This is a genomic window from Blastococcus sp. KM273128, assembly GCF_021698975.1.
Classification (GTDB): Bacteria; Actinomycetota; Actinomycetes; order Mycobacteriales; family Geodermatophilaceae; genus Blastococcus.
Genome location: NZ_SSXA01000011.1, coordinates 65,194 through 91,064, shown reverse-complemented (window position 1 = coordinate 91,064; position 25,871 = coordinate 65,194). Strand labels below are relative to the sequence as shown.

Here is a 25,871-nt window from a genome sequence, read left to right as displayed (position 1 = left end):
GAGGCGCTCGCGGCCGAGGCCGAGCAGATCGCCGCCGAGTCCACGTCGTGGAAGGCCGCCGGCGGCGTCGGTTCCCCGGCGGGGTCGGCGAGCGCCGCGTCCGCGGGCGCCGGAGCCGCCGGCGTACCGGCCGCGGGAGTCACCGCGTCGGAGCCGCCGGGCGGCGTCGCCACCTCGGGGGCGGGGGTCTCGGGGGTCTCCGCAATCGGCGGAGCGGCCTGCTGCACCCCGTTGCCGGGGTCGTCCGTGCTCGACACGTCCCGCAGTGTCCCACGTCGCATCGGCGAGACTGCTGCCGTGACCTCCCTCCCCGGCGGCGTCCCGGTCCCCACGCCCCGTCCGTCGGCCGCCGTGGCGTTCTGCCCGTGCCCGCCCCTGCTGGTCCCGGCGGTGGAGGGGCGGCCCGCGCCGGAGACGGCGGCGCTGCGCACGGCCTGCATCGAGGCGGCCACCGCGCTGCTCGGCGCCCGGCCCGAGGTGGTCGTCGTCGTCGGGCCGGGTGCGGGGCCGGGGGAGCGGTTCGGGCCCGGCGACGGCGGCGACCTGCGCGGCTTCGGCGTCGACCTGGAGCTGCCGTTCGACGGCCGGCTCCGGCCGGGTGGGCGCCGGCTCCCGGCGGCGCACCTCGTGGGTGCCTGGCTGCTCGACCAGGTGGCGTTCGCGGGCACCCGGGTGGGCGTCGGCCCCGACGACCTGGGCCAGCTGCTGCGCGACCTGCCCCCGACCGTCGGCGTCCTGGCGATGGGCGACGGCTCGGCGCGGCGCACCATCAAGGCGCCCGGCTACCTGGACCCGGCGGCCGAGCCGTTCGACGCCGCCGTCGCCGGTGCGCTCGCCGCGGGGGACGCCGCCGCGCTGGCAGCGCTGGATCCGGCGGAGGGGGAGCGGCTGCTCGCCGCAGGGGTGCCGGTCTGGCGCGCGGTGGGCGCCGCGCTCGCCGGTCGGCACGTCACCGCCCGCCTGCGCCACGACGCCGCGCCGTTCGGCGTCGGGTACGCCGTCGCCGACTGGGTGGTGGCGTGACCCCGCTGCCGCCGCCGCCGCTGCCGCCGGTCGTCGCCGTCGTCGGGCCGACGGCCACCGGCAAGACGGCGCTCGCCGTCGAGCTGGGCCGGCGGCTGGGTGGCGAGGTGGTCAACGCCGACTCGATGCAGCTCTACCGCGGCATGGACATCGGCACCGCCAAGCCCGACTTCGCGGAGCGCGGCGGGGTGCCGCACCACCTGCTCGACCTGTGGCACGTGCGCGAGCCGGCGTCCGTCGCGGAGTACCGCCGCCGTGCCCGCGCCGAGATCGACCGGCTGCGGGCCGCCGGGGTGGTGCCGCTGCTGGTCGGCGGCTCCGGGCTCTACGTGCGCGCCGTCCTCGACGAGCTGGACTTCCCGGGCACCGACCCCGCGGTCCGCGCCCGGCTGGAGGCCGAGCTCGCCGAGGCCGGCCCGGCGGCGCTGCACGCGCGCCTCGCGGCGGTCGACCCCGCGGCCGCGGCCGCCGTGCTGCCCAGCAACGGGCGGCGGATCGTGCGCGCGCTGGAGGTCGTCGAGCTGACCGGCGGGCCGTTCCGCGCCCAGCTGCCCGAGCCGCGCCCGCACTACCCGGCGGTGGTGCTGGGCCTGGACCGCGAGCCCGCCGAGCTCGACGAGCGGGTCGCCGCGCGGGTGGACCGCATGTGGGCCGCGGGCTTCGTCGACGAGGTGGCGGCGCTGGCCGCCGACGGCCTGCGCGAGGGCCCCACGGCCTCGCGCGCGCTGGGCTACGCCCAGGTGCTGGCGCAGTTCGACGGCGCCCTGTCCGCCGAGGAGGCGCGCGAGCGCACCGTGACCACGACCCGCCGGTTCGTCCGCCGGCAGCGCTCCTGGTTCCGCCGGGACGCCGGCACCACGTGGTTCGACGCCGCCCGGGCCGACCTGGCCGACGCCGCGGCCGCGCTGATCACCACGCATACGATCGACCGGTGAGCTCATCGCCCCGCGTGCTGATCGGCCACGGCACCGAGAACGACTTCGTCGTGCTGCCCGACCCGGACGGCGAGGTGTGGGCGGGTGACCGCCTCGACGCCACGATGGTCCGGCGGCTGTGCGAGCGCCGGGCCGGGCTCGGGGGCGACGGCGTGCTGCGGCTGGTCCGCAGCGCGCACGTGCCCGACGCGGCGGACGTGCTGGGGGAGGATCTCGCCCGGTGCGAGTGGTTCATGGACCACCGCAACGCCGACGGCTCCTACGCCGAGATGTGCGGCAACGGCATCCGGCTGTTCCTGCACGCGCTCGTCGCCGAGGGGCAGGTCGAGCGCGCGGCGTGCACCGACGGCCTGCTGGTCGGCACCCGCGGCGGGCCACGGCGGGTCGGGGCCGGCGCCGACGGCGGCTACTGGGTGGACATGGGGCCGGCGCGCACCTTCGGCGAGGGCTCCGCGGAGCTCGACGGCCGGACGTTCGAGGGGGTCGCGGTCAGCATGGGCAACCCGCACCTGGCCTGCCTCACCGACGTGCCCGTCGAGCAGCTGGACCTGACCGGCGCCCCCGCGTTCGACGCCACGCTGTTCCCGGAGGGCGTCAACGTCGAGCTGGTCAACGTCCTCGAGCCGGGCGTGCACGTGCGGCTGCGGGTCTCCGAGCGCGGGGTGGGGGAGACGCGGTCGTGCGGCACCGGTGCCTGCGCCGCCGCCTACGCGGCGCTGCGGGCGGAGGGAGTCATCGAGGGGACCGTCGTCGTCGACGTCCCCGGGGGCCGCCTGCAGGTGCAGGTGACCCCCGGGACGACGGTGCTCAGCGGCCCGGCGGTCCTGGTGTCGGCCGGCGAGCTGTGCCCGGAGTGGCTGCGCGGCTAGTCGTCGCGGCGGTCGTCGTCGGGCGCCATGGGCACCATCGCGTCGTCGTCGTCCGTGGGCGGAGGGGTCGGCGGCGCGCCCCGGCCGCTGTCCTGGTCCGCCCCCGCACCGAGGGGGTTCCGCGGCGGCCCGCCGATGCCCTTCGGGTCGCGGCCGGGGTCCTCGACGTCGTGGTCGGCACCCAGACGGGTCGATCCGTGCTCGGTCATCGGTTCCTCCTCGTCGCGCGGGCGTCTCGTCGCCGGGACCCCTACCCGGGTCAGCGGCCGGGATGCATCCGGGCGCTCCGTGCGTTGGACCGGGCGATGACAACTCAGGTGCTCAAGCCGAAGGACCGTGCCACGCTGGAGACGATGACGACCGCCCCCGATGCCCTGCCCGTCGACGAGCAGGCCGACCTCGCGACCACCCCTGTCCCTGCCGGGCGGTGGGACGAGGCCGACGACACCACCGGCTCCTACGCGCTCGAGGCGCGCGGTGCCCTGCGCCGGGTGGCCGGCCTCTCCACCGAGCTCGCCGACATCACCGAGGTCGAGTACCGGCAGCTGCGGCTCGAGCGCGTCGTGCTGGTAGGGGTGTGGACCGAGGGCACCCAGGCCGACGCCGACCGCTCACTGGCCGAGCTCGCGGCCCTCGCCGAGACCGCCGGGTCCCAGGTGCTCGAGGCGGTGAGCCAGCGCCGGGACAAGCCCGACGCCGCCACCTACGTGGGATCCGGCAAGGCCGCCGAGATCCGTGACATCGTCGCCGCCACGGGCGCCGACACCGTCATCTGCGACGGCGAGCTCGCCCCGGGCCAGCTCAACCAGCTGGAGAAGGTGCTCAAGGTCAAGGTCGTCGACCGGACGGCGCTGATCCTCGACATCTTCGCCCAGCACGCCACCAGCCGGGAGGGCAAGGCGCAGGTCGAGCTCGCCCAGATGCAGTACATGCTGCCGCGGCTGCGCGGCTGGGGTGAGTCGATGTCCCGCCAGGCCGGTGGCCGGGTCGCCGGTGGTGGCGGCATCGGTACCCGAGGTCCGGGTGAGACGAAGATCGAGACCGACCGCCGGCGCATCCGCGCGCGGGTGAGCAAGCTGCGGCGCGAGATCGCCGGCATGGCGACCGCGCGCGCGACGCAGCGGGCCAGCCGCGGCCGCAACGCCGTGCCCAGCGTGGCGATCGCCGGCTACACCAACGCCGGCAAGTCCAGCCTGCTCAACCAGCTGACCGGCGCGGGCGTGCTGGTGGAGAACGCGCTGTTCGCCACCCTCGACCCCACGGTGCGCCGCGCCCAGTCGCCCGACGGCCGGGAGTACACGCTGACCGACACCGTCGGCTTCGTGCGCCACCTGCCGCACCAGCTCGTCGACGCCTTCCGCTCCACGCTGGAGGAGGTGGCCGCGGCCGACCTGCTGCTGCACGTCGTCGACGGCTCCGACCCCGACCCGCTCGGCCAGATCGAGGCGGTGCGCGTGGTGCTCGGCGAGATCGACGCGGCCTCGGTCCCCGAGCTGATCGTCGTCAACAAGGTCGACGCGATGGGCGAGGAGGAGATCCTCATGCTCCGGCAGGCCCTGCCGGGTGCGGTCTGGGTGTCCGCGCGCACGGGGGTCGGGATCGACGGCCTGCGCCGGCTGGTGGCCGAGCGGCTCCCGCACCCGGACGTCGAGGTCGACGTGCTGGTGCCCTACGAGCGGGGCGACCTGGTCGCGCGGGTGCACCGCGACGGCGAGGTGCTCGGCGAGCTGCACGAGGCCGGCGGGACGCGCCTCACCGCCCGGGTCGACGGTGCGCTGGCGGCGGTGCTCGAGCAGTTCACGGTCCCGGTCGGCTGAGCGCGACGCGTCGACCGCCGCGGATCACGATCCGGTCACGGGCCGGTACCGTGGCGGCGTGACCAGGGGTGCGGTGCGGGAGACCGGTCCACCGCGCGCGGCTCCGGTCGTCCCGGTCGGCCGGCCGCCGTGGTGGCTGGTCCTCACGGCACTGCTGGTCACTGCGCTCGTCTCGGCGGACCTGGTCACCCACGGCCCGTCCGAGCGGCTGGACCTGCGGGTGTCCGAGATCGTCAGCGACTGGGGCTTGCGGGACACGCGGGGCTACCCGGCGGTCTGGGTGGTCACCCAGATCGGCGGGCGCGTCACCATCCTGGTCGTGCTCGCCGGGCTCGTCGGCTACCTCCTGTGGCGGCGCGGGGCCTGGTTGCCGGCGGTGCGCGTGCTGCTCGCGCTCGGCGTGCTGACCGCGGGCGTCTACGCGATGAAGCACGGGTTCGGCCGCACGGCTCCTGCATTCCCCGGTTCCTACTTCTTCCACTCCGACGGCGTCTCGTTCCCCTCCGGCCACGTCGCGAACGCCGTGCTCATGTGGGGCGTGGCCCGGTGGCAGGCCGTCGAGTACGGCTTGCCCCCGTCGGTGCAGCGGACCTTCTGGTGGCTGAGCGTCGTCGGACCGGTCGCCACCGGCGTGGCCATGGTGTCGCTGGACTTCCACTGGGTCAGCGACGCGCTCGTCGGCGCCGCCGTGGGCATCGTCCTGTTGGGCGTGGTTCATGCACTGGACGAGTTGGTTCTGTCACGCTGGGTACGTGCCCGAGCAGGCCGTCCCGGTTCCTGACCGCGCCCGGCGGTGCCGGGCCGTCGCCACGAGCGCCCTGGTGGGCGGGGCGGTCGTGCTCGCCCCCGTCCCGGCTCTCGCGGAGGTGGCGGCTCCCGCGCCGGAGGTCCGGTGCTCGATCACCGACCCACGGCTCGCCGAGCTCTCCGGGCTGGTCGTCGTGGGGGAGCAGCTGCTCGCCCTGAACGACGGCGGCGACCAGGTGGCGGTCCACGGGCTCGACTCCTCGTGTGCGGTGGTCGACGTCCAGACCGCGGCAGCGGACCCGTTCGACCCCGAGGACCTCGGCGTTGGGCCCGACGGGAGCGTCTGGGTGGCCGACACCGGGGACAACGGCGACGTCCGCCCGACGGTGGCCCTGCACGTCCTGCGGCCCGACGGCACGGCGGCGCTGCACCGGCTGACCTACCCGGACGGCGCGCACGACGCCGAGGCGCTCCTCCTGGCGCCGGACGGCACCCCCTACCTGGTCACCAAGGAGGTCCTCGGGTCCAGCGGCGTCTACCGGCCCGCCGCGGTGCTGGTGGACGGCGGCACGGTGCCGCTGGAGCGGGTGGGCACGGTGAACGTCACGCTGACCGGGACACCGGGCGGGCCGGTGGGCCGGGCCGGCCAGCTGCTGATCACCGGCGGCGCGGTCGCCGCGGACGGCAGCGCCCTGGCGCTGCGCACCTACACCGACGCCTACGTCTGGCCGCTCGCCGGGTCCGACGTCGTCGGCGCGCTGGCCGGGGAGCCGGTGCGGGTGGCGCTGCCGGAGTCCCCGCAGGGCGAGGCCATCAGCTTCACCGCCGACAGCCAGGCGCTGGTGGTCGCCAGCGAGGGCCTGCCCAGCGCCGTCACCGTGGTGCCTCTGCCGGCCGAAACCGCTGCGGCGGGCCCGGCATCCGCTGGATCACCGTTGCCGTCCTTCGCCGAGCTGACCACCAGTTCCGACCGCTCGCCGATCGCCGCGGCGCTGATCGCCGCCACCGTCGCCACCCTCGTGGTCTGGCTGACCGGGCGGCTGCGCCGCCGGCCCTGACGGTCAGGCGGGACGCTCACCACCGAGTTCCCGGCTGCACTCCTCCGCGGCGCGGGCGACCTGCTCGCCGTAGACGGGCCACAGGCGCCGCGGCAGCCGCTGCGCCGGCAGGGACAGGCTCAAGGTGGCCACCGGTCGCCCCGAAGTCCCGAGGATCGCTGCGCCCACGGCCGCGATGTCCGGGTGCCGCGTGCCGACGGTGACCGCATAGCCCTGCCGCCGCACCTGCTCCAGCTCCCGTAGCAGGGCGTCGGCGTCGGTGTCCGTGTGCGGGGTGAGGGCCTCGAGCGGCGCCGCGCGGAGCAGCGCTGCGGCCTGGGCTTCCGGCATGGCGGCGAGCAGCGCCTTGCCCGATGCGGTCGTGTGCATGGGGGCGCCGTGCCCGACGACGGCGTTCGTCCGCACGGGGTGGAGGCCCTCGATCTTCTCCAGGAGGACGACCCGCCGCTCGTCGGGGACCGACAGGTGGACCGTCTCCCCGGTCGCCGCGGACAGCCGGTGCATCGCCGGCAGCGCGATCCGCCGGATCTCCTCGTCACCGCGGTGGCGGGAGCCGATCGCCATCGCCTTGGCGGTGAGCGACCACCGGGTCGGCTCCTCCCCGCCGGCCCGGATCCACCCCAGTTCCCCGAGCGTCAGCAGCATCCGTTGCGTCGTGGACTTCGGCAGGGCCATGGCCCGGGACAACTCGCTGACCCCGACGGGTTGTCGCTCCGACACGGCCTCCAGCACGGCGAGTGCGACCGATACCGACCTCATGTGGTTGACGTCACCTTCACGGCTCCCTACTGTGGCTCGGGTCATAGCGTGCCACTCAGTGGTTCACCGTTCCACACAGTGGCACAGTCGTCAACAGCAAGGAGCGCACGTGTCCGAACCCGTCCAGCCGGGCGCCCTCGCGGGGGTCCGGGTCCTCGACCTCACCCAGGTCATGGCGGGGGCGTACTGCTCGATGCTGCTGGCCGACATGGGCGCCGACGTCATCAAGATCGAGCGGCCCGAGGGTGGGGACGACACGCGACGCATGTCGCGCGGTTCCGACGTGGAGCTGTCGCCGGCGTTCAACGCGATGAACCGGAACAAGCGCGGACTGGCCGTCGACCTGAAGGACCCGCGCGGCGCCGAGGTCGTCCGCCGGCTGGCGCGTGGTGCCGACGTGCTGGTGGAGAACTTCCGCCCCGGGCTGCTCGACCGTCTCGGGCTCGGTCAGGAGGCGTTGCGAGCGGAGAACCCCGGGCTCGTCTACTGCTCGATCTCCGGGTTCGGCGCCACCGGTCCCTACGCCGGCCGCGGTGGCTACGACCTCGTGGCGCAGGCGATGAGCGGGCTGATGAGCATGACCGGCGAGCCCGGGCGCCCGCCGGCCAAGGTCGGCGTGCCCATCTGCGACCTGAACGCCGGCGTCTTCGCGGCCTACGGGGTGCTGTCGGCCTACATCCACCGGCTCCGGACGGGGGAGGGGCAGTTCGTCGACACGTCACTGCTCGAGGCGGGGATCGCGTACACCGTCTGGGAGACGGCGATGTTCTTCAGCCTCGGGGACGTGGCGCGGCCGATGGGATCGGCGCACCGGCTGTCGGCTCCCTACGAAGCCCTGCCGACCGCCGACGGCTGGATCGCGATCGGAGCGGCCAACCAGCGGAACTGGGAGCGCCTGTGCCAGGCGCTGGACTGCCAGGCCCTGAACCGGGACCCCCGCTTCGCCGACAACCCGGGGCGCATGAAGCACCGGATCGAGCTGGCGGGCGAGCTGGCGACGAGGCTCCGCACCCGTACCACCGCCGCGTGGCTCGAGGTGCTGGAGAACGCGGGCGTGCCGAGCGGTCCGCTGTACGACATCGAGCAGGTCTACTCCGATCCCCACGTGCGGGCCCGCGACATGGTCGTCGAGACGGAGCACCCCCGGATGGGCACGGTGCGCCACATCGGAGCCCCGGTGAAGCTGTCCGGCACCCCGGCCGCCATCCGCCGGCCGGCGCCGCTGCTCGGTCAGCACAGCCGCGAGGTCCTGGTCGAGGCCGGCATGTCCGCCGCCGACATCGACGAGCTGCTCGCCGACGGCGTGCTGCTGACCACCTCCGCAGGGGATCACCCCGGTGCCGCGTCGGAGGTCTCCTCTCCCGAGCCGACGGAGGTATCCGCGTGACCCACCTCGTGATGTCCGGACTGACCAAGAGCTTCGGTACCGCCCGCGTGGTCGACGGGGTCGACCTCTCCATCGAGGAGGGCGAGGCCGTGGTGCTGCTGGGCCCCAGCGGCTGTGGCAAGACCACGTGCCTGCGGATGATCGCCGGCTTCGAGCGCCCGGATGCCGGCGAGATCCGGCTCCGCGACGAGGTCCTGGTCGGTGGGCGCACCTTCGTGCCACCGGAGCGACGGCGGATGTCGGTGGTCTTCCAGAGCTACGCGCTGTGGCCGCACCTGAGCGTGCGCGAGAACGTCGGTTACGGACCCACGACGGCGAAGGTGGGCCGCGCCGAGGTGCGGCGGCGGACCGACGAGGCGCTGGCGATGGTCCAGCTGGACGGGCTGGCCGACCGGTACGCCCACCAGCTGTCCGGCGGCCAGCAGCAGCGCGTCGCGCTGGCGAGGGCTCTGGTCAACGACCCTGCGCTGCTCCTGCTCGACGAGCCGCTGTCCAACCTCGACACCAGGCTGCGCGAGGAGATGCGGTCGGAGGTGAAGCGGATCCAGCGGTCGCTGGGCGTGACCATGGTCTACGTCACCCACGACCAGGCGGAGGCCCTGTCGCTGGCCGACCGCCTGGTGGTGATGCACGACGGCCGCATCGTGCAGGTCGGCAGCCCCGAGGACGTCTATCGCCGGCCGCGTACCGGATTCGTCGCACGCGCACTGGGGGCGACCAACGTGCTGCCGGCCACCGTGCGCGGGACCGGCGGCGGGTCGGTCGCCCTCGAGCTCCCCGGCGGCGTCCCGGTCGAGGCGGAAGCGCCGGCCGACGGCCCGCTGGGCGAGGGCCAGGCCGTCATGGTCTCCGTGCGCCCGGGGGACGTGCGGCTCACCCCGGCCGACCCCGGTCACGCCTCCGGTGCCGTGGTCCGCGAAGCCCTGTTCTTCGGTGATCACGTGCAGTACTCCGTGGAGCTACCCGGGCTCGCCGAGCCGATCAAGGCCACCGGTCCGAGCGTCGGACGGCTCCAGCCCGGCCAGCCCGTGTCGCTGGGCGTCGACCGCGGGGCCGCCGCAGTGCTCGGCGACCGCCCCGGGACGACCGCCACCGGCCACGTCCCCGCCGTCCCGGCACCCGTTCCCGGCCGGTCCGCGGCATGAGCGCCGCCGCGACATCGCACCCCACCCGTCCGAACAGCGTCACCCACCCGAGAAGAGGCCCTGTGTTCACCCACTGCTCCGCGCGCCGCCTGCTCACCAGCCTGACCGTCCCCGTGGCCGCTCTGCTCGTAGCCGCCTGTGGCAACGGCTCCACGACCCCGGCGTCGGACGCCGGATCCGGCGGCGAGCCGGCCGCGGTGGAGGGGATCGACCAGGAGCTGGTCGAGGCGGCGCAGGAGGAGGGTGGCGTCGTCCTCTACGCCGGCGGGCACACCCGCCCCGGCTTGGAACTGCTCCAGGAGCGGATGCAGGAGCTCTTCGGCATCCAGGTCACCTTCACCCGCGAGGATTCGGGCGCGATCGCCAACTCCATCTCCGCCGAGCTGGCCAGCGGGTCGGTCAACGCCGACGTCGTCAGCCTCACCGACCCGGGCACCATGCAGGACTGGGCGGACGAGGGCGTCATCACCGATGCCGACGTGCCCAACCTCGGCGACATCAGTGAGGGCCTGGACAACCCGGACAACCCGCAGGTGCCGTACAGCCTCGTCCCGCTGGGGATCATGTACAACTCCGCCAACACCGACCCGGCGGACCTCCCCACCACCTGGGAGGAGCTGGCCAGCGAGGACCACGGCGCCATCATCAGCGCCGACCCCGGTGCATCGGGCACCGCGCTGGCCTACTACACGATGCTCACGGGTCTTCACGGCGAAGAGTGGCTCGGGCAGCTGGCCGAACGGCAGGTCGCCGTGACCGACAGCAGTCTCGCCCTCGCGCAGCTGGTGCTCACCGGCGAGGCCGACATCGGCATCCCGGCCATCGAGTCGGCGGTGATCAGCGCCGCGGAGGAGGGCGAGCCCCTCGAGATCGCCTTCATGGAGGACGGCGTGCCGTCCTTCGCGTCGGAGCTGGCGATGCTCGCCGATGCACCGCACCCCAATGCCGCCAAGCTCCTGGTGCAGTACCACTTGAGCGAGGACTTCCAGCAGGCCCTCGCCGACCAGGGTGGGCGCAGCGTGCTCCAGGGTGGCCCCCAGCCGCCGAGCGGTGCCGACCTCTCCGACGCCACGCTGCTGACCGCGGACCTGTCGGAGATCGAGGAGCGCGGCGAGGACGTCGTGGCGCGGTTCGCCGAGCTGTTCAACCGATGAGCCGGCGACCGAGCGGACCCACCGCACCCCGGGGACGGCCGTCATGGCGCTGACCAGCTCCGCCGCCCCTGCCGCGTCGGGCACCGACGCGGCAGGGGCGCCCCGGGACACGGGGACGCCGGCCCGTGAGCGACGGCGGGGGCAGCGGCGAGGCACCGGCTTCGAGCAGGCCATGCGCGCGGTGTGGGTGATCGCGATCGTCGCGCTCATCGGCTACCCGGTCGCGCAGGTCTTCGGCCAGAGCTTCGTCGCCGACGACGGCGGGTTCACGCTCGGCAACTACGGGCTGCTGGCCAGCGAACCCCGGCTGGTCGAGGCGATCCTCAACTCGCTGTGGATCGCCTCCGGCACCGTGGTGGGCAGCCTGCTGCTCGGGCTCCCGGTGGCCTGGTTCGCCGTGCGGACCGATCTCCCGTTCCGGCGGTTCTTCCGCGGCACCGCGGTGCTCACCTTCGCGGCGCCGAGCTTCATCGCGGCGTTGGGGTGGATCCTGCTGCTGGGCCCGCGCAACGGACTGCTGAACACGACCTTGATGTCCTTGTTCGGCCTCGAGTCCGCGCCGTTCAACATCTTCAGCCCGTGGGGGATCATCTTCGTCCTCTCCCTGTTCCTGTACCCCCTCGTCTTCCTCCCGGTGTCCGCCGCGCTCGGGGGCATCGACCCGGCGCTGGAGCACGCGGCGGCCAGCCTCGGTGCATCCAGGGCCCGGGTGCTGCGGACGGTGACGTTCCCGGTCATCGCACCGGCGCTGATCGCCGGCTCGATCCTCGTGTTCGTCAGCGCAGCGGTGATCTTCGGCCCGGTCGCCATCCTCGGCGCGCCCACCGGGTTCCAGACGATCCCGACCGTCCTGCTGAGCCTCATGCAGTTCCCGCCCCGGATCGAGGCGGCGGCGGTCATCTCGGTGCCGATCCTCGTCATCATCGCCGGCCTGCTGCTGGTCCAGCGACGACTGGTCGGGGGCAAGAAGTTCACCGTCATCGGTGGCAAGCCGGGGCGGCAGGAGCTCACCCACCTCGGTCCTGCGGGACGCGTCGCGGGGCTGGCCTTCTGCACCCTGGTCGTGGTGCTCAGCATCGTGCTGCCGTTCGGCATCCTGCTGGCGACGTCGTTCCGCGAGGCCCTGGGCCGGCCGTTCGGGGCGGACAACTTCACGCTGACCGGCAACTACGAGCAGGTCTTCAGCCAGCCGCTGATCACGGCCGCCATGGGCAACAGCTTTTTCCTCGCCGTGGCTGCGACGGTGCTGGCGCTCGCGCTGGCGCTGCTGGCGTCGTGGCTGGTGCACCGGACCAAGGCCCGCAGCAACGCGGTGATCGCACCGGCCATGGCGGCTCCGCTGGCCTTCCCGGGAGCCGTCCTCGGCATCGGGCTGATCATCGCCTACGCCGCGCCGCCGTTCGGCCTGGGTGGCTCGCTCACCATCCTCCTCATCGCCTACGTGGGCAGCGCGCTACCGCTCACCTTCGCCTACGTGCACGCCGGCATGGGGCAGATCGGCGCGGAGGTGGAGGAGGCGTCACGGAGCCTGGGCGCATCCTGGGCCCGCACCTGGCGGCGCATCACCGTCCCCCTGCTGCGGCCGTCGCTGCTCGCCGCGGGGCTGCTCAACTTCGTCCTGCTCTTCCGGGAGCTGGAGATGTCGGTGTTCCTCTACACCGGCGCCAACCCGACCATCGCCACCGTTCTCTACAACCTCTCGAACGAGTCGCTCTACCAGCGGGTGGGCGCCCTCTCGGTGGTCATCCTGCTGATCAACATCGTCGTGGCGGTCGTGGCCATGCGACTGCTCGACCACCGGCCCGGCGAGTCCCGCCATCGCCGGACAACGCCCGGCACAGACCCCTACGCATCCTCGGAGGAAGCAGCATGACCGTGACCACGACCGACGTCGGCCCCGGGGTCCACCTGCGCTACGAGACTCCGCACATCGCCGTCCTCACCCTGGACAGCCCGCCGTCGAACACGTTCAGCTGGGAGAGCCGGCGTGCGTTCATGAAGGCGCTCGACATCCTGGACGCCGACGAGCAGGTGCGTTGCCTGGTCATCACCGGAGAAGGGCGCGCCTTCACCGCGGGCGCGCACCTGGGCGAGGACCAGTCCATGAGCGACGAGCAGCTCGAGAACTACCTGGCCGAGTTCGGCCGGGTGCTGAACGGGGTGCAGAACTTCCGCGCACCGGTGATCGCCGCGATCAACGGCGCGACCATCGGTGGTGGACTGGAGTTCGCGCTCTGCTGCGACATCCGGATCGCCTCCACCGAAGCCTTCTTCGTGGCTGCCGGGGTCAACGTAGGGCTCATCGTGAGCTTCTGGCGTCTCCCGCGTGTCATCGGCCTGGGCCCGGCCAAGGAGATCCTGCTGACGGGGGCTCGCTACACCGCGCAGCAGGCGCTCAACTGGGGGCTGGTCACGGAGGTCCACGAGCCGGCTGACCTGATGACGGCTGCACTTGCGAAGGCGCAGCGGATCGCCACCCGTGCTCCTCTGTCCGTCGAGGCGACGAAGGAGGCGGTCACGGGGGCCTTCGAGATGGACTTCGCGCAGGGGCAGGCTCTGCAGACGAAGCGCTTCCTCGAGATGTTCCGTACCGACGACCACCAGGAAGCGCTGCAGGCGTTCTTCGAGAAGCGGGACGGCGACTACCAGCGGCGCTGATCGCCGGCGCCCGTGGGCGCAGGTGGCCGGCCGGTACGAGGCCCGGCCGCCCACCTGCGCCATGGCGTCAGACCCGACGTAGGACCGAGACGACCCGGCCGAGGATCGTCGCCTCGTCGCCCGGGATGGGCTCGTACGCCGGGTTGTGCGGCAGCAGCCAGACGTGACCGTCCCGCCGCTTGTAGGTCTTGACGGTCGCCTCGCCGTCGATCATCGCGGCGACGATCTCGCCGTTCTCGGCGGTGGGCTGCTGGCGGACGACGACCCAGTCGCCGTCGCAGATCGCGGCCTCGACCATCGAGTCACCGGCCACCTTCAGCATGAAGACCGTCCCCTCCCCGACGAGCTCTCGGGGCAGCGGGAAGACGTCCTCCACCGCCTGCTCGGCCAGGACCGGACCACCGGCGGCGATCCGTCCGACGAGCGGCACGTACGTGGGGGCGGAAGCCTGCTCACCCTCGGCCACCACCGGCGGCTCGGCCTGCGCCGCTGCGCCCCGGCCCGCATCCCCGGGGAGCCGGACGTCGAGCGCGCGGGGGCGGTTGGGATCGCGCCGCAGCCAGCCCTTCTTCTGCAGGACCGAGAGCTGGTGCGCGACCGAGGACGCCGACGACAGCCCGACCGCCTCGCCGATCTCCCGGACGGAAGGCGGGTAGCCCCGGCGGTCGATCGAGTCGCGGATCACCTCGAGCACCCTCCGCTGCCGCTGCGTGAGGCCGTCGCCGTCCGCCGTGCGGTCGGGGAAGGCGCGCACCGACGCGGTGCCGCTCGCCTCCGGGGCCGTCTCGCGCGTGCTGCGCCCGCCGCCGGAGGTCCCGCTCGAGTCCGCCACGTCTCCTCCTCGCCGGCTGCCGGTGCAGCGCTCGACCGTCTCGTCCAGGTGAACGGTAGCGCCGATCGCGGTCGAGTTCAAACACACGTTCGAAAGTTCTCCGTGTCGCATCGCTTCTGTCGGCGCTGTCCGATAGACATCGGACAGGCGTTCGAATCGAACAGGTGTTCGGGCCGGTGGGGGTGCCGGCCAGGAAGGTGGAGGACATGGACAGCGGTGCTGCGCTGCAGGTCCGGACGGGGTCGTCGGGCGCGGCGGAGGTGGGTGTGCGGGCGCCCGCCCGCCACCTCAGGGTGCTGCCTCCGCCCCGCGCGTACGCGGGGGCCGTCGCGCCGCGGGTCCACGCCGGAGGGTCGGATCGGGATGGTGGTACCCGACCGGCCGGTCGCGCGGCGCCGGCACCGCTCCCACCGCTCCGCCTGACGGCGCGGGGGCGCCGCGTGGTCGTGGTGGCGGTGCTGCTCCTCGGGCTGGGCGCGGCGGCCCTGGGTGGGGCGCTCCTCGGCGAGGACGAACCGGGGCTCGCGTTGATGGGGACGACGAAGGTCATCGTCGAGCCCGGTGACACGCTCTGGTCGATCGCCGGCGCGGCAGCCGGCGGTCGAGACGTGCGCGACGTCATCGTCGACATCCGCCGGCTCAACGGGCTCGAGAGTGCGGCGATCGACCCCGGTCAGGTGCTGATGCTGCCCTGACCACGGTCGCTCCGGTGTGCCCGGGGCATCGTGGCGAGAGGTTCACAACGCCGCTCGCCGACTTCGTCAACCCTCTGTGCGGGCGCGTTCACGGAGTGTGCTCGTCGGCCGCCTACGGTCGTCCCGTGTCCAGCGTCATGGAGAACCGCGCCGCGGTGTTCACCAGCCAGCCCCAGGTCGTCGAGGTGCAGCACGCGGGGATCTGGTGCGCGGGTGAGCTGCTGGGCTGGCGGCACGACGATGCGGGCTCCTGCGAGATGTGGGTCCGCGTCGTCGTCGACGGCACCGAGCGGACGATCTGGACCGATCTGGCGGCGGTGCGGCTGCCCGAGCCGTCGCCCGCACCCGTCCAGCCGCCGACGCAGGCGATGCCGGCGCAGGCGCCGTCCTCGTCCGGGGAGTCCGGGGCGGCTGTCCACGAGGCGACCGCCGGTCTGCCGCTCGTGCGGGACGCGGGCGTCGTCCGTGCGGCCATCGCTCGTCCGGGTGGTCGCCGACGGGCCCCCGAGGTCGACGAGGGTCCGGCCGCCCCGGCCCCGGCGACGGCGGCCGGTCGTCACCGCGCCCCGGTGACCGCACCGACCCCGGCCGTCGGGCGTCACCGGGCCGCCGACACCGGTCACCTCGCGCCCGTCGTGACGGGCGGGTCGCCGCCGGCCCGCAGCAGCCGGTCCGGCGGCTGGGCGGTGCCCGCGGCGCGCGCCGCGCACCCGGTCGAGCGGCGCCCGCTCGGGCACGGCTGGACCCCTCCGGCGGACCTCGAGCCGGACCTGCTCACCCGGCCGATGCGCCTGAGCGACCAGGTTCCGCACGCCCGGCGGCCCCGGCTGGACGGCGCCGTCAGCGCCTGACCGACGCGGCGCACGTCGCGCCCGCGATGAGGGGGCGGAGACCGGGTGGCCCACCGGCGCCTGTGCCGCGCGGACCACGTCGGACGGCGGGCGTCGGACGGGTGGCTGGCCCACCAGTGGTGCAGCGCCTGCCGCGCGCTCGAACGGACCGGCAGTGGCGTGCCACCACCGGTCCGCGTGCCGGGCCGCGCGGGGCCGCCGCCCGGCGTGTCGCGGCGGCACCGCTGTGACGGCTGGTGGCCGCTGTTCCGCCTGCGACCGCCGTGCCGGGGTGGAACACGCCGGGCAAACGATCACTTGCACATCTTGTGGGCGTCGTCCTAGGGTTCCCCTACATCTAGTAGTTACACAGCTGTAAGCCCGTCCACAGGCCCATCCTCAGGTTCTCCCCGCGGCGTCCACCGGATGTCCCCAGGGAGCTCCACAGGCAGCCGGTGGCGGGGCCACCGGCGGAGGAGGTGAACCACCGTGCGTTGCCCGTTCTGCCACAACGCCGACAGCCGCGTCATCGACTCGCGGGAGGCCGACGAGGGCGCCACGACTCGTCGTCGGCGGTCCTGCCCGGCGTGCGGTCGGCGGTTCACCACCGTCGAGGAGGCGGTGCTCGCCGTCGTCAAGCGCAACGGCGTCAGCGAGCCGTTCAACCGCAGCAAGGTGGTCGCCGGCGTCCGCCGGGCCTGCCAGGGCCGGCCGGTCGACGAGGACCAGCTGAAGCTCCTCGCCCAGCAGGTGGAGGACGCCATCCGCGCCAGCGGCGCTGCGGAGGTGCCCAGCCACGAGGTCGGCCTGGCCATCCTCGGCCCGTTGCGCGAGCTCGACGAGGTCGCCTACCTGCGGTTCGCCAGCGTCTACCGCTCCTTCACCTCGGTGGCCGACTTCGAGCGGGAGATCGCCGAGCTCAGGGCCCGGCAGTCCGGTGGTTCGCCGCCGGGGGAGAAGGGCCCGCCCGCGCCCCGGCGGCCGGTTCCGTCCGGCAGCTCCACCGGCACCTGAGAACTGTCGGTGCCACCCGATAGACAGCAGTTCGAGCAGTTACCGATCGCGGCTCTTCCCCAGCCCCCGATCCGCCACCGCGCAGCACCACCGCGCAGCCCCGCGAAGCACGACGCGACACACGACCAGGGAGAGCTCCACACCATGACCGACACCGACGACCGCGTGGCCGGCGCCCGCACCCGCCGCAGCACCAAGGCGCCCACCCGGGCCAAGGGCCTCAAGATCAAGCGCGTCTTCACGACCGCTGGTGTGCACCCGTACGACGAGGTGACCTGGGAGCGTCGTGACGTCGTCATGACCAACTGGCGGGACGGCTCGATCAACTTCGAGCAGCGCGGTGTCGAGTTCCCGGCCGAGTGGAGCATCAACGCCACCAACATCGTCACCACGAAGTACTTCCGCGGGGCCGTCGGCACGCCGCAGCGCGAGACCAGCCTGCGCCAGCTCATCGACCGCGTGGTGCTCACCTACACCGAGGCCGGCCGCGAGCACGGTTACTTCGCCACCGAGGGCGACGCCGAGGTCTTCGAGCACGAGCTGACCTGGATGCTGCTGCACCAGTACTTCAGTTTCAACTCGCCCGTCTGGTTCAACGTGGGCACCAGTGCGCCGCAGCAGGTGAGCGCCTGCTTCATCCTCGCGGTCGACGACGAGATGGACTCGATCCTGAACTGGTACCGCGAGGAGGGCCTGATCTTCAAGGGCGGCTCCGGCGCCGGCCTGAACCTCTCCCGCATCCGCTCCTCCAAGGAGCTGCTCTCCTCCGGCGGCACCGCTTCCGGCCCGGTCTCCTTCATGCGCGGCGCCGACGCCTCCGCCGGCACCATCAAGTCCGGTGGCGCCACCCGCCGCGCCGCGAAGATGGTCGTCCTCGACATCGACCACCCCGACATCGAGGAGTTCATCGAGACCAAGGCGCGCGAGGAGGACAAGATCCGCGCGCTGCGCGACGCCGGGTACGACATGGACCTCGGCGGCAAGGACATCACCAGCGTCCAGTACCAGAACGCCAACAACTCCGTGCGCGTCTCCGACGAGTTCATGCGCGCGGTCGAGGAGGGCGACGAGTTCGGCCTCCGGGCCCGCCTCGACGGCTCGGTCATCGAGACCGTCGACGCCAAGTCGCTGTTCCGCAAGGTCACCCAGGCCGCGTGGGAGTGCGCCGACCCCGGCATCCAGTACGACGACACGATCAACGACTGGCACACCAACCCCGAGACCGGCCGCATCAACGCGTCCAACCCGTGCTCGGAGTACATGAGCCTGGACAACAGCTCGTGCAACCTGGCGTCGCTGAACCTCATGAAGTTCCTCAAGGACGACGGCACGTTCGACGCCAAGAACTTCGTGAAGGCCGTCGAGCTGGTCATCACCGCGATGGACATCTCGATCTGCTTCGCCGACTTCCCGACCGACCCGATCGGTGAGACCACCCGCGCCTACCGCCAGCTGGGCATCGGCTACGCCAACCTGGGCGCCCTGCTCATGGCCACCGGCCACGCCTACGACTCGCGCGGTGGCCAGACGCTGGCCGCGGCGATCACCTCGCTGATGACCGGCACCGCCTACCGGCGCTCGGCCGAGCTCGCCGGCATCGTCGGCCCGTACGAGGGCTTCGCCCGCAACGCCGACGCGCACGCCCGGGTCATGCGCAAGCACGCCGCCGCCAACGACGCGATCCGCCCCGTCGGCGCCGATGACGCCGACGTGCTCAAGGTCGCCACGCAGCAGTGGCAGGAGTGCCTGGAGATCGGCGCCGACAACGGCTGGCGCAACGCGCAGGCCTCGGTGCTCGCCCCCACCGGCACGATCGGCTTCATGATGGACTGCGACACGACCGGCATCGAGCCGGACTTCTCGCTGGTCAAGTTCAAGAAGCTGGTCGGCGGCGGCTCCATGCAGATCGTCAACCAGACGGTGCCGCGGGCGCTGCGCAGCCTGGGCTACCAGGAGGAGCAGATCGAGGCGATCGTGGAGTACATCGCCGAGCACGGGCACGTCGTCGACGCGCCGAGCCTGCGTCCCGAGCACTACGAGGTGTTCGACTGCGCGATGGGCGAGCGGGCCATCTCCCCGATGGGCCACGTCCGGATGATGGCCGCGGTGCAGCCCTTCATCTCCGGCGCCATCTCCAAGACGGTCAACATGCCTGAGACGGCGACCGTCGAGGACGTCGAGAACATCTACTTCCAGGGCTGGAAGATGGGCCTCAAGGCCCTCGCGATCTACCGCGACAACTGCAAGGTCGGCCAGCCGCTGTCCGACGCCAAGGCCAAGAAGGCGGAGAAGGCCGTCGAGGCCGAGGTCGCCCCGAGCCCGGTCTCGCACCCGGTCCGCAAGCGGCTGCCGAAGAAGCGCACGAGCGTCACCACCTCGTTCAGCGTGGCCGGGGCCGAGGGCTACATGACCGCCGGCATGTACGAGGACGGCAGCCTCGGTGAGGTTTTCCTGAAGCTCGGCAAGCAGGGGTCGACCCTGGCCGGTGTGATGGACGCCTTCTCCATCTCGCTGTCCATCGCGCTGCAGCACGGTGTGCCGCTGGAGACCTACATCCAGAAGTTCACCAACATGCGGTTCGAGCCGGCCGGCATGACCGACGACCCGGACATCCGGATCGCCCAGTCGGTGATGGACTACATCTTCCGCCGCCTGGCGCTGGACCACCTGCCGGTCGAGAAGCGGGCCACCCTCGGCATCTTCACCGCCGAGGAGCGGGCCGCCCAGGTGGCCGGCTACGGCACCTCCGCGTCGACCGCCACGGTCGTCGAGGAGGACGAGGTCGACCTGGAGCAGCTGCGCGGCTCCGCGCCGATCGAGACCGCCCCGACCCAGGAGAAGGTCACGCCGGAGGGCCCGAAGTCGGTCAAGGAGGCCCACTCCTCGGCCGAGCTGCTCGAGCTGGTCACCGGTACCGCCACCGACGCGCCGCTGTGCATGACCTGCGGCACGAAGATGCGGCCGGCCGGCAGCTGCTACGTCTGCGAGGGGTGCGGCTCCACCAGCGGCTGCAGCTGATGTAGTCGGCCAGGAAATGTCCGCGTTGGCCCGGACAGCAATGTCCTGAGTTCGGACAGCAATGTGCCGAACTTGGCCAGCCGGACATTTCCGGTGGTGCCGTGGCTGGGGCGTCATGCGCCTCGCATGACGCCCCAGCCCCGGCTCACCGTGGACTCTGCGGCCGTGGACGTACTCCAGACCACGGTCCGTGTGTCTTGATCCAATCCGGACGCGCTTCTCCCCTGAGTGCGTCTTAGGCCCCGACTTGCTGGCCAGTACTGCTCCATCTCCAACCTCTTCGATGCTCCGGGAGACCGTTCTTGACGACACCGCATCTGTCCGCTCTCCAGGCGCTGGAACAGGACTGGAACACGCAGCGGCACGGTGGTAAGGGATGGCCCCGGTTCCTGAGTTCGGTCAAGATCTCCGGACTGCGAGGGTGGGAGGGTGAACTCGTCGAGTTCCGGTTTCCCGTGGTTGCGATCGCAGGGGAGAACGGGTCGGGCAAGAGCACGATCTTGAAGGCCGGGGCTGCTGCCTACAAGAACACCGGGACGGGTGACCGGGACATCACCTTCAACCCGGACGACTTCTTCCCTTCGACCGCGTGGGAGGACGTCGGCGGTGTCGCGCTGTCCTATTCGGTTCGACAGGGCGACTCCCTGCGCGAGTACAGCTTGCGGAAGGCGACCCGCCGTTGGCGCGGCATGCCCGGCCGAGCCGAGAGGCGGCTGTTCTTCCTGGACATCAGTCGGACGCAGCCCATCGACACCCTCATCGGATACGGGAAGATCGCGAAGGATGCAGCCTTCGAGGGGGACGAGTCGGAACTGACCGACGAGAACCGCCTTCGACTCTCCCGGATCATGCGGCGCACCTACACAGGCAGTCGCATGATCGTGCAGAAGAAGAAGTCAGTCGGTGTCCTCAGCACAGGCGACCGCGTCTACTCCAACTTCCACCAGGGTGCCGGGGAGGACACGATGGCCGACCTGGTAGCGCTGCTACAGGATGCGCCTGAGCACTCTCTCGTGATCATCGACGAGGTGGAAGCATCTCTCCACCCTCGGGCCCAGCGGCGGTTGCTGCACGAGCTCATCGACCTGGCTCGCCGGAAGCGGATGCAGTTCATCCTCTCGACGCACTCCCCCTTCGTGCTGGAGCAGCTTCCAGCGGAGGCACGCATCTACATCCAGAACACCGATGCGGGAAAGGAGGTCATCTACGGCGCCTCCGCGGCGTACGCGCTCACGCTGATGGACGAGATCAGACACCCCGACCTCACGGTGTACTGCGAGGACGAAGCTGACGCAGTTGCCACCGAGCGGATCCTGGGCGAGGTCGCGGCCTCGATCGTCCCTCGCGTGCACATCGTTGCCGCAGGACCGGCCAATGTGGTGCAGAGTCTCGGGGAGCTGGCGATGAAGGGAGTGCTGCCCGGTCGCGGCGTCGGGGTTCTCGATGGGGACCAGGAGGCCGCGCCTGGTTGTGTGGTCCTGCCTGGTGGCGCTGCTCCTGAGCGGGTCATCTTCGAGGGCCAGACGACGGAGTCGATCGATGATGCTGCTGCTCGTCTCGGAGTTCGCGCCGGTGATCTGGCGGAGGCGCTCGATGACGCCCGACGTCTGCCGCAACACCACACGTGGCCGCGCCGTACAGCGGCAGCGTTGGGGCCACGGCATCGAGCGGACCGGGTCTGGGATGCGCTAGTGGCAGCCTGGGTGGGCACCGTCGCCAGCTCGGAGGAGCTGACCGGGTTCGCAGACGGCATCAACGCCGCCCTGAACGGGGAGTAGCCGGGGCCCTCGAGCTCAGCTCGAGTCAGGTGCGGAGTCGGCCCCCGGGGCTTTCCGTGGACTTGTGACACGCGCCCTCCGTCGGGTGTGTCCTCGTGCTTGCACGGGTCACGTGCCCAGTGCGAGGGACGCGGCGGTGGTCGCCGTGACTTGCGGCCCGCCGCCGTGGTCAACGACGAGACCGCGGCGCAGCAGCGCGGGAAGGATGAACTCGCGGTCGGGCTTGGAGAGCTTCCGGCGGACGTCCTCGCCACGGTGGATACGGCGCAGCAGGCGGGCCTCCGCCAGGGTGAGGGGCCGGGCCGCGGCCACGGCGTCGGGCGTGGGCACATGCGGGACGAGCCAGACCTCGTCGTGGTGCCGGGCGACGGCCATGCCGGCCGCCGACAGGCGCGACTCCAGCGCGGTGATCGCGGCCGAGACCTCGTCCACCGTCGCGTTCAGCGCGGCCGCGAGGGTGGTGATGGTCGTCCGGCCGTGGCCGAGCAGCGCGGCGCCGACCGCGGCCGTGAGGTCCACGCTGTCGTCGGTGACCTCGTCCTGACGGAGCAGCTGACCCCCCGGCGCGCCCAGGACGTGGCTGAGGCGTTCAAGGACGCGCAGGGGCAGGTCGCCGGCGTCGGCGCCGTCCTCGAGCCGCTTCACGGTGAGCGGGTCGACGCCGATCGCGGTGGCCAGGCGGCGCTGGGAGAGGCCGCGGTCGGTGCGCAGGCGGCGCAGCCCGTCCGGGTCGATCACGGGAGGGCCTCCACGGTGACGCCGAGCGCGCGCAGGGCACCCTCGGTGTGGTCGCGGGTTCGCTCCGCGCGGCGGCCGAAGACGTGGATGCCGAGGTCGGATGCCGCCTCGGTGAGGGCCTTCGCCAGCGCCTTCGGCGTGTGCGGCAGCAGCAGCTCGTCGGTGCCGGCGCCCTGGGCCAGGCGCAGGTGCCGCTGCGCGCGGACCGCCCGCGCCGTGTGCGGGCCGACCCGCACGGCGCCGTCGACGATGGTGAGCGTGCCCCCGTCGGGGCTGGCGTCGCCGATGCGGACGGCCCCGACATCCTCCAGGCCGTGCCCGTCGCGGGTGAGGGCGACGGTGATGGCACGGTGCGGCTGGCGGTAGGCCACCAGCGCGGCGTCGGCGTCGGCGGCTGGGATGCGAGGGCGCTCCTCGCTGTGCAGCAGTCGGGCCATGTCGACCTTGACGTAGAGGTCGTAGTGCCACGCCGCGGCCTGCAGCGCGCGGACCTCGACGGTCAGCTGCGCGTCGCCGGGGGCGGTGTTGAGGATCCGGTGGAGCAGGTCGGCGACGGTGTGCCGGGAGGCGCCGTGGTCGCCCAGCGCGCCGTCGCAGCGGCGCGCCGTGTCGAGGAAGTGGACGTCGGCGCGGGCGGCGTCGCCGGCCGGCAGCGTCCTGGCGCAGGCGGCGCGGAAGGTCAGGAACTCGTCGGCGGGGACGGCCGGGAGATCGGCTGCGGGCACCGGGTCCAGGACGGGGACGGCGACGGGGTGTGGGACCTCGGTGAGCTCGGCGGTGGTCGCGCCGCGGCGGCTCAGTGCCCGCACGAACGCGTCGGAGCGCGGCGGCCGGTGCAGCAGCCACAGCCGGGCGCCGATCTCGGCGGCGAGCCGCATGAGGCCGGTGAGGATGATCGGGTGCAGCCGCTGGGCCTCGGTGACGACGAGGTGCTCGACGTCGTGGGCGGTGACCCAGGCGATGGCGTGCCGGACGTCGTCCTGCTGGTTGCGGCCCTTCCCGGCGATGTCCCGGCGCTTGCCGAGCGCGCCGAGCAGGTCGCCGGCGAGGACGTGCAGGCGGTCCAGGTCGGGCCGGGCCTCCACCCACAGAGCGCCGGAGACCAGTGGTGGATGTGCCGGGATGGTCACCGGGTCGCCGGTGACGTCGACGGCGACGAGCGCCGAGGACCCGGTCACTTCTTCCTCTTCAGCGCGGTGGCGGGCATGGACTGCAGGACCGCCTTCGCGAAGGTGCGGTCGAGTACCGGGCGGTCGAGTCCCTGGGCTGCCAGGCGGTCGCGCAGGTGGATCGCGTGCTGCAGGAAGCGGGACCAGTAGCCGAGGATGCCGTGGCAGACGCGGGCGTCGATCTCGGCGAGCAGGTCGGCGCCGGCGCCGAGGAACAGCTCGTGCATGGACTGCAGCGCGCGGAGCAGGTCGCCGTCCTTGAGCGGGGTGACCTCCACGGTGGAGCAGATCGCGTCCCACAGCAGCGGGTCCTTGCCGATCGCCTTCGCCGCCTGCGGACCGCCGACCAGGAACCACGCGGCCTGCTGGCCGTCACGCCCGTGCAGCCACTCCAGCTGCCCGGCGGCCTCCGCCGTCAGCCGCTCGGTGTGCTCGACGACGACGATCCGCGGCCGGGCGGACAGCGCCTCCACGAGGTCGTCTTGCAGATCGCGCTCGGGCAGGTCGCTGTCGGGGGAGATGACCTGGTCGTGCAACAGCTGCAGCAGCTTGCGGCCGCTCTCCGTGCCGGCCAGCCGCAGCCGGGCCACCGGCAGCGGCTGGCCGGCGAGGTAGGCGCGCAGGGCGGTGCGCTTGCCGGTGGAGTGCGGGCCGTGGATGACGGCGATCTCGTGCCGGGGCACCACCAGGGCGGCGGCGTCCTCGATCTGCTGGAAGGCCGGGGTGCGCACCACCCGGGCCTCGTCCAGGCCGGTGAGCGCCATCAGAACAGCCGTCCCTGCTCGCCGCCCTCGGCGGTGGGCTTGGCGAACAGCTCCTCGAGGGCCTGCACGCCGCCGCTGAGCAGGTCGTCTTCGGAGGTGACGACGACGCGCTTGCCGTCCTTGTCCTTCGCCAGCTTGTGCACGGTGTCGTGGCCTCTGCGGCGGATCCGGTTCACGGCGGTGAAGCGCTGCTGGGCCTTCGCCCGGGCCGCCTGGCGGCGCTCGATGGCCTCCTGCTTGGTCTCGTCGGTGGCCGTCTGCACCGGCACGGCGGTGCACAGGTGCGCACCGTCGAGGAAGACCTCGATGAAGGAGCGGTCGTGCGGCAGGTGGCGGATCTCGACGTGCCGGCCGATGTTGTCGACCAGCTCGGGGGCGAACCAGTCGATGGTGTCCCAGCGGATGCCGGTCCGGTTGACCTTGCACCGGTCCTTCGACACGAGGAAGTCGTGCCAGAGCTGCTCGGGGGCGATCTCCTCGAGCGGGGTGCCGTCGGCGCGCCAGGCCTGCAGCGGGGTCATGCCAGTGGTCCTGATGACGTGGTTGACGACGTAGTCGTCCATCCAGTCGGCCAGCAGGACGAGGAACTCGTCCTCGCCGAGCGCGGCGTCGGCGATGGCGCTGTTGCCGCGCAGGTCCTGCGGCCCCTCGCTGTAGCCGGGCAGGGGAGGGAGCAGGCTGGTCTTCAACGTGCGCCAGAACCGCTCCAGCCGGCCCTTCAGGTGCGGGCTGTAGGCCGGCAGCGCGATCGGCATGACGTTCAGGCGCAGGCACGACTCGGTGATCAGGGTGGCGAGGAACTCCAGCCCCCGGTCCCACACCGCCTTCAGCGGCCGGCCGCCGACGACCGTGTCGCCGTCGGGCGCCGGGCGCAGGGTCATCGCCTGCACCAGGGCCGCCCGCACCTCCTCAGCCGTGGGCCGGCCGAAGGTCACCACCCAGGAGAGGACGTAGCGGGTGGAGCCGTCCATGACCGCGGTGATCCACGGCTTGACGGCGTGCTTGAACCCGCGGGGCACGACGAAGATCGGCAGCTCGGTGTGGTCCAGCAACAAGCTGTGCATCCGGTGCGGGTAGTCGTTGCGCAGGTACAGCTGGTGCTCCCGGTAGCCGGCCGACCCGCCGCGCGCGTACTCGATCTGGTTGCCCATCTCCGCGCGCACCCGGCGCCGGAAGGTGCGCTCGCTGGGCAGCGGCATCGTCTTGGCCAGCAGCTGATACGCCTGCGCCAGCACGCCACAGCAGAGGAAGACGGCGGTGATGACCGCGTCGGTGACGGTGAACGCGGCGGCGTCGTCCGGGCCCGGGTCGGCCTTGACCTTGTCGAGAGTGCGGCGGATGTGCTTGGGGCTGTAGCCGCTGATCTTGGCCTGCTCGCGCAGGTCCGCCGGCGTCAGCGGCCGGGTCTTCTCGAGTTCGAGCAGCTGGTCGACTGCGCGCTGGAGCGCGCTGCGCATGTACTTGGGCTTGTTCGGCATCGG

At 72.7% G+C, this 25,871-nt stretch carries 23 protein-coding genes and 1 pseudogene; 16 read left to right on the top strand and 8 right to left on the bottom strand.

Annotated features, from left to right (window positions below; translation table 11 throughout):
- Positions 1 to 257 (bottom strand): annotated as a pseudogene (locus tag E9529_RS05600) (hypothetical protein); the annotation flags it as partial.
- A 40-nt stretch (positions 258 to 297) separates the two neighbouring features.
- Here E9529_RS05600 and E9529_RS05595 point away from each other — a divergent pair.
- Genes E9529_RS05595 through dapF form a run of 3 tightly spaced genes read left to right on the top strand, consistent with a single transcriptional unit; the run spans position 298 to position 2,827 of the window.
- Positions 298 to 1,023, top strand: coding sequence for a hypothetical protein (locus tag E9529_RS05595; protein WP_236830134.1), 726 nt, complete (start codon positions 298 to 300; stop codon positions 1,021 to 1,023).
- Entirely contained in the window at positions 1,020 to 1,958 is a 939-nt protein-coding gene (gene miaA / locus E9529_RS05590; protein WP_236830133.1) for a tRNA (adenosine(37)-N6)-dimethylallyltransferase MiaA, read from the top strand. The genes E9529_RS05595 and miaA overlap by 4 nt, the downstream gene beginning before the upstream one ends.
- A complete protein-coding gene (gene dapF, locus E9529_RS05585; RefSeq protein WP_236830132.1) occupies positions 1,955 to 2,827 on the top strand; it encodes a diaminopimelate epimerase in 873 nt (290 codons plus the stop codon). Before miaA ends, dapF begins: the two co-directional genes overlap by 4 nt.
- Here the strand turns inward: dapF and E9529_RS05580 are convergent.
- Positions 2,824 to 3,036 carry a hypothetical protein gene (locus E9529_RS05580; RefSeq protein ID WP_236830131.1) on the bottom strand — a complete coding sequence of 71 codons (213 nt, stop codon included), beginning with the start codon at positions 3,034 to 3,036 and terminating at the stop codon, positions 2,824 to 2,826. The two genes, dapF and E9529_RS05580, sit on opposite strands and share 4 nt — an antisense overlap.
- Before the next feature lie 96 nt (positions 3,037 to 3,132).
- On the opposite strand from E9529_RS05580, the gene hflX reads away from it, so the two are divergent.
- From hflX to E9529_RS05565, 3 genes are read left to right on the top strand one after another with little or no spacing between them, the layout of a single operon-like run.
- Entirely contained in the window at positions 3,133 to 4,644 is a 1,512-nt protein-coding gene (gene hflX / locus E9529_RS05575) for a GTPase HflX (protein ID WP_236830130.1), read from the top strand.
- A 58-nt stretch (positions 4,645 to 4,702) separates the two neighbouring features.
- Positions 4,703 to 5,425: a phosphatase PAP2 family protein gene (locus E9529_RS05570; protein WP_236830129.1), complete on the top strand. Its 723-nt coding sequence runs from the start codon at positions 4,703 to 4,705 to the stop codon at positions 5,423 to 5,425.
- Positions 5,397 to 6,449 (top strand): hypothetical protein, encoded by a 1,053-nt coding sequence (locus E9529_RS05565; protein WP_236830128.1) that lies wholly within the window; start codon positions 5,397 to 5,399, stop codon positions 6,447 to 6,449. Before E9529_RS05570 ends, E9529_RS05565 begins: the two co-directional genes overlap by 29 nt.
- A 3-nt stretch (positions 6,450 to 6,452) precedes the next feature.
- On the opposite strand, the gene E9529_RS05560 is transcribed toward E9529_RS05565, so the two are convergent.
- Positions 6,453 to 7,208, bottom strand: coding sequence for an IclR family transcriptional regulator (locus tag E9529_RS05560; RefSeq protein ID WP_236830127.1), 756 nt, complete (start codon positions 7,206 to 7,208; stop codon positions 6,453 to 6,455).
- Positions 7,209 to 7,317: 109 nt separating this feature from the next.
- Between E9529_RS05560 and E9529_RS05555 the strand changes: the two genes are divergently transcribed.
- From E9529_RS05555 to E9529_RS05535, 5 genes are all read left to right on the top strand, one after another.
- Positions 7,318 to 8,595 (top strand): CaiB/BaiF CoA-transferase family protein, encoded by a 1,278-nt coding sequence (locus tag E9529_RS05555; RefSeq protein ID WP_236830126.1) that lies wholly within the window; start codon positions 7,318 to 7,320, stop codon positions 8,593 to 8,595.
- A complete protein-coding gene (locus E9529_RS05550) occupies positions 8,592 to 9,740 on the top strand; it encodes an ABC transporter ATP-binding protein (protein ID WP_236830125.1) in 1,149 nt (382 codons plus the stop codon). Before E9529_RS05555 ends, E9529_RS05550 begins: the two co-directional genes overlap by 4 nt.
- A gap of 62 nt (positions 9,741 to 9,802) precedes the next feature.
- A complete protein-coding gene (locus E9529_RS05545) occupies positions 9,803 to 10,894 on the top strand; it encodes an extracellular solute-binding protein (RefSeq protein ID WP_236830124.1) in 1,092 nt (363 codons plus the stop codon).
- Between the two features lie 43 nt (positions 10,895 to 10,937).
- Positions 10,938 to 12,767, top strand: a complete 1,830-nt coding sequence (locus E9529_RS05540; RefSeq protein ID WP_236830123.1) for an iron ABC transporter permease — start codon at positions 10,938 to 10,940, stop codon at positions 12,765 to 12,767.
- Positions 12,764 to 13,552, top strand: a complete 789-nt coding sequence (locus E9529_RS05535; RefSeq protein ID WP_236830122.1) for an enoyl-CoA hydratase/isomerase family protein — start codon at positions 12,764 to 12,766, stop codon at positions 13,550 to 13,552. Before E9529_RS05540 ends, E9529_RS05535 begins: the two co-directional genes overlap by 4 nt.
- Positions 13,553 to 13,619: 67 nt before the next feature.
- Here E9529_RS05535 and lexA read toward each other — a convergent pair whose 3' ends face one another.
- On the bottom strand, positions 13,620 to 14,384 hold the full coding sequence (gene lexA / locus E9529_RS05530; protein ID WP_236830121.1) for a transcriptional repressor LexA: 765 nt from the start codon (positions 14,382 to 14,384) through the stop codon (positions 13,620 to 13,622).
- A gap of 440 nt (positions 14,385 to 14,824) precedes the next feature.
- Between lexA and E9529_RS22585 the strand changes: the two genes are divergently transcribed.
- From E9529_RS22585 to E9529_RS05505, 5 genes are all read left to right on the top strand, one after another.
- A complete protein-coding gene (locus tag E9529_RS22585; protein ID WP_236830120.1) occupies positions 14,825 to 15,079 on the top strand; it encodes a LysM peptidoglycan-binding domain-containing protein in 255 nt (84 codons plus the stop codon).
- 125 nt (positions 15,080 to 15,204) lie between these two features.
- Positions 15,205 to 15,930 (top strand): hypothetical protein, encoded by a 726-nt coding sequence (locus E9529_RS05520; RefSeq protein ID WP_236830119.1) that lies wholly within the window; start codon positions 15,205 to 15,207, stop codon positions 15,928 to 15,930.
- Positions 15,931 to 16,398: 468 nt separating this feature from the next.
- A complete protein-coding gene (gene nrdR / locus E9529_RS05515; protein ID WP_236830118.1) occupies positions 16,399 to 16,923 on the top strand; it encodes a transcriptional regulator NrdR in 525 nt (174 codons plus the stop codon).
- Between the two features lie 144 nt (positions 16,924 to 17,067).
- Complete coding sequence (locus E9529_RS05510; protein WP_236830117.1) at positions 17,068 to 19,941, top strand: vitamin B12-dependent ribonucleotide reductase; 2,874 nt, start codon at positions 17,068 to 17,070, stop codon at positions 19,939 to 19,941.
- A gap of 302 nt (positions 19,942 to 20,243) precedes the next feature.
- Positions 20,244 to 21,719: an AAA family ATPase gene (locus tag E9529_RS05505; RefSeq protein ID WP_236830116.1), complete on the top strand. Its 1,476-nt coding sequence runs from the start codon at positions 20,244 to 20,246 to the stop codon at positions 21,717 to 21,719.
- Positions 21,720 to 21,827: 108 nt separating this feature from the next.
- On the opposite strand, the gene E9529_RS05500 is transcribed toward E9529_RS05505, so the two are convergent.
- The 4 genes from E9529_RS05500 to E9529_RS05485 are packed head-to-tail and all read right to left on the bottom strand — an operon-like array spanning position 21,828 to position 25,868.
- Positions 21,828 to 22,457, bottom strand: coding sequence for a helix-turn-helix domain-containing protein (locus tag E9529_RS05500; protein ID WP_236830115.1), 630 nt, complete (start codon positions 22,455 to 22,457; stop codon positions 21,828 to 21,830).
- Positions 22,454 to 23,635: a hypothetical protein gene (locus E9529_RS05495; RefSeq protein WP_236830114.1), complete on the bottom strand. Its 1,182-nt coding sequence runs from the start codon at positions 23,633 to 23,635 to the stop codon at positions 22,454 to 22,456. The genes E9529_RS05500 and E9529_RS05495 overlap by 4 nt, the downstream gene beginning before the upstream one ends.
- Positions 23,632 to 24,390 carry an AAA family ATPase gene (locus E9529_RS05490; protein ID WP_236830113.1) on the bottom strand — a complete coding sequence of 253 codons (759 nt, stop codon included), beginning with the start codon at positions 24,388 to 24,390 and terminating at the stop codon, positions 23,632 to 23,634. Before E9529_RS05490 ends, E9529_RS05495 begins: the two co-directional genes overlap by 4 nt.
- Positions 24,390 to 25,868, bottom strand: a complete 1,479-nt coding sequence (locus tag E9529_RS05485; protein ID WP_236830112.1) for a Mu transposase C-terminal domain-containing protein — start codon at positions 25,866 to 25,868, stop codon at positions 24,390 to 24,392. Before E9529_RS05485 ends, E9529_RS05490 begins: the two co-directional genes overlap by 1 nt.
- Positions 25,869 to 25,871: the final 3 nt, after the last annotated feature.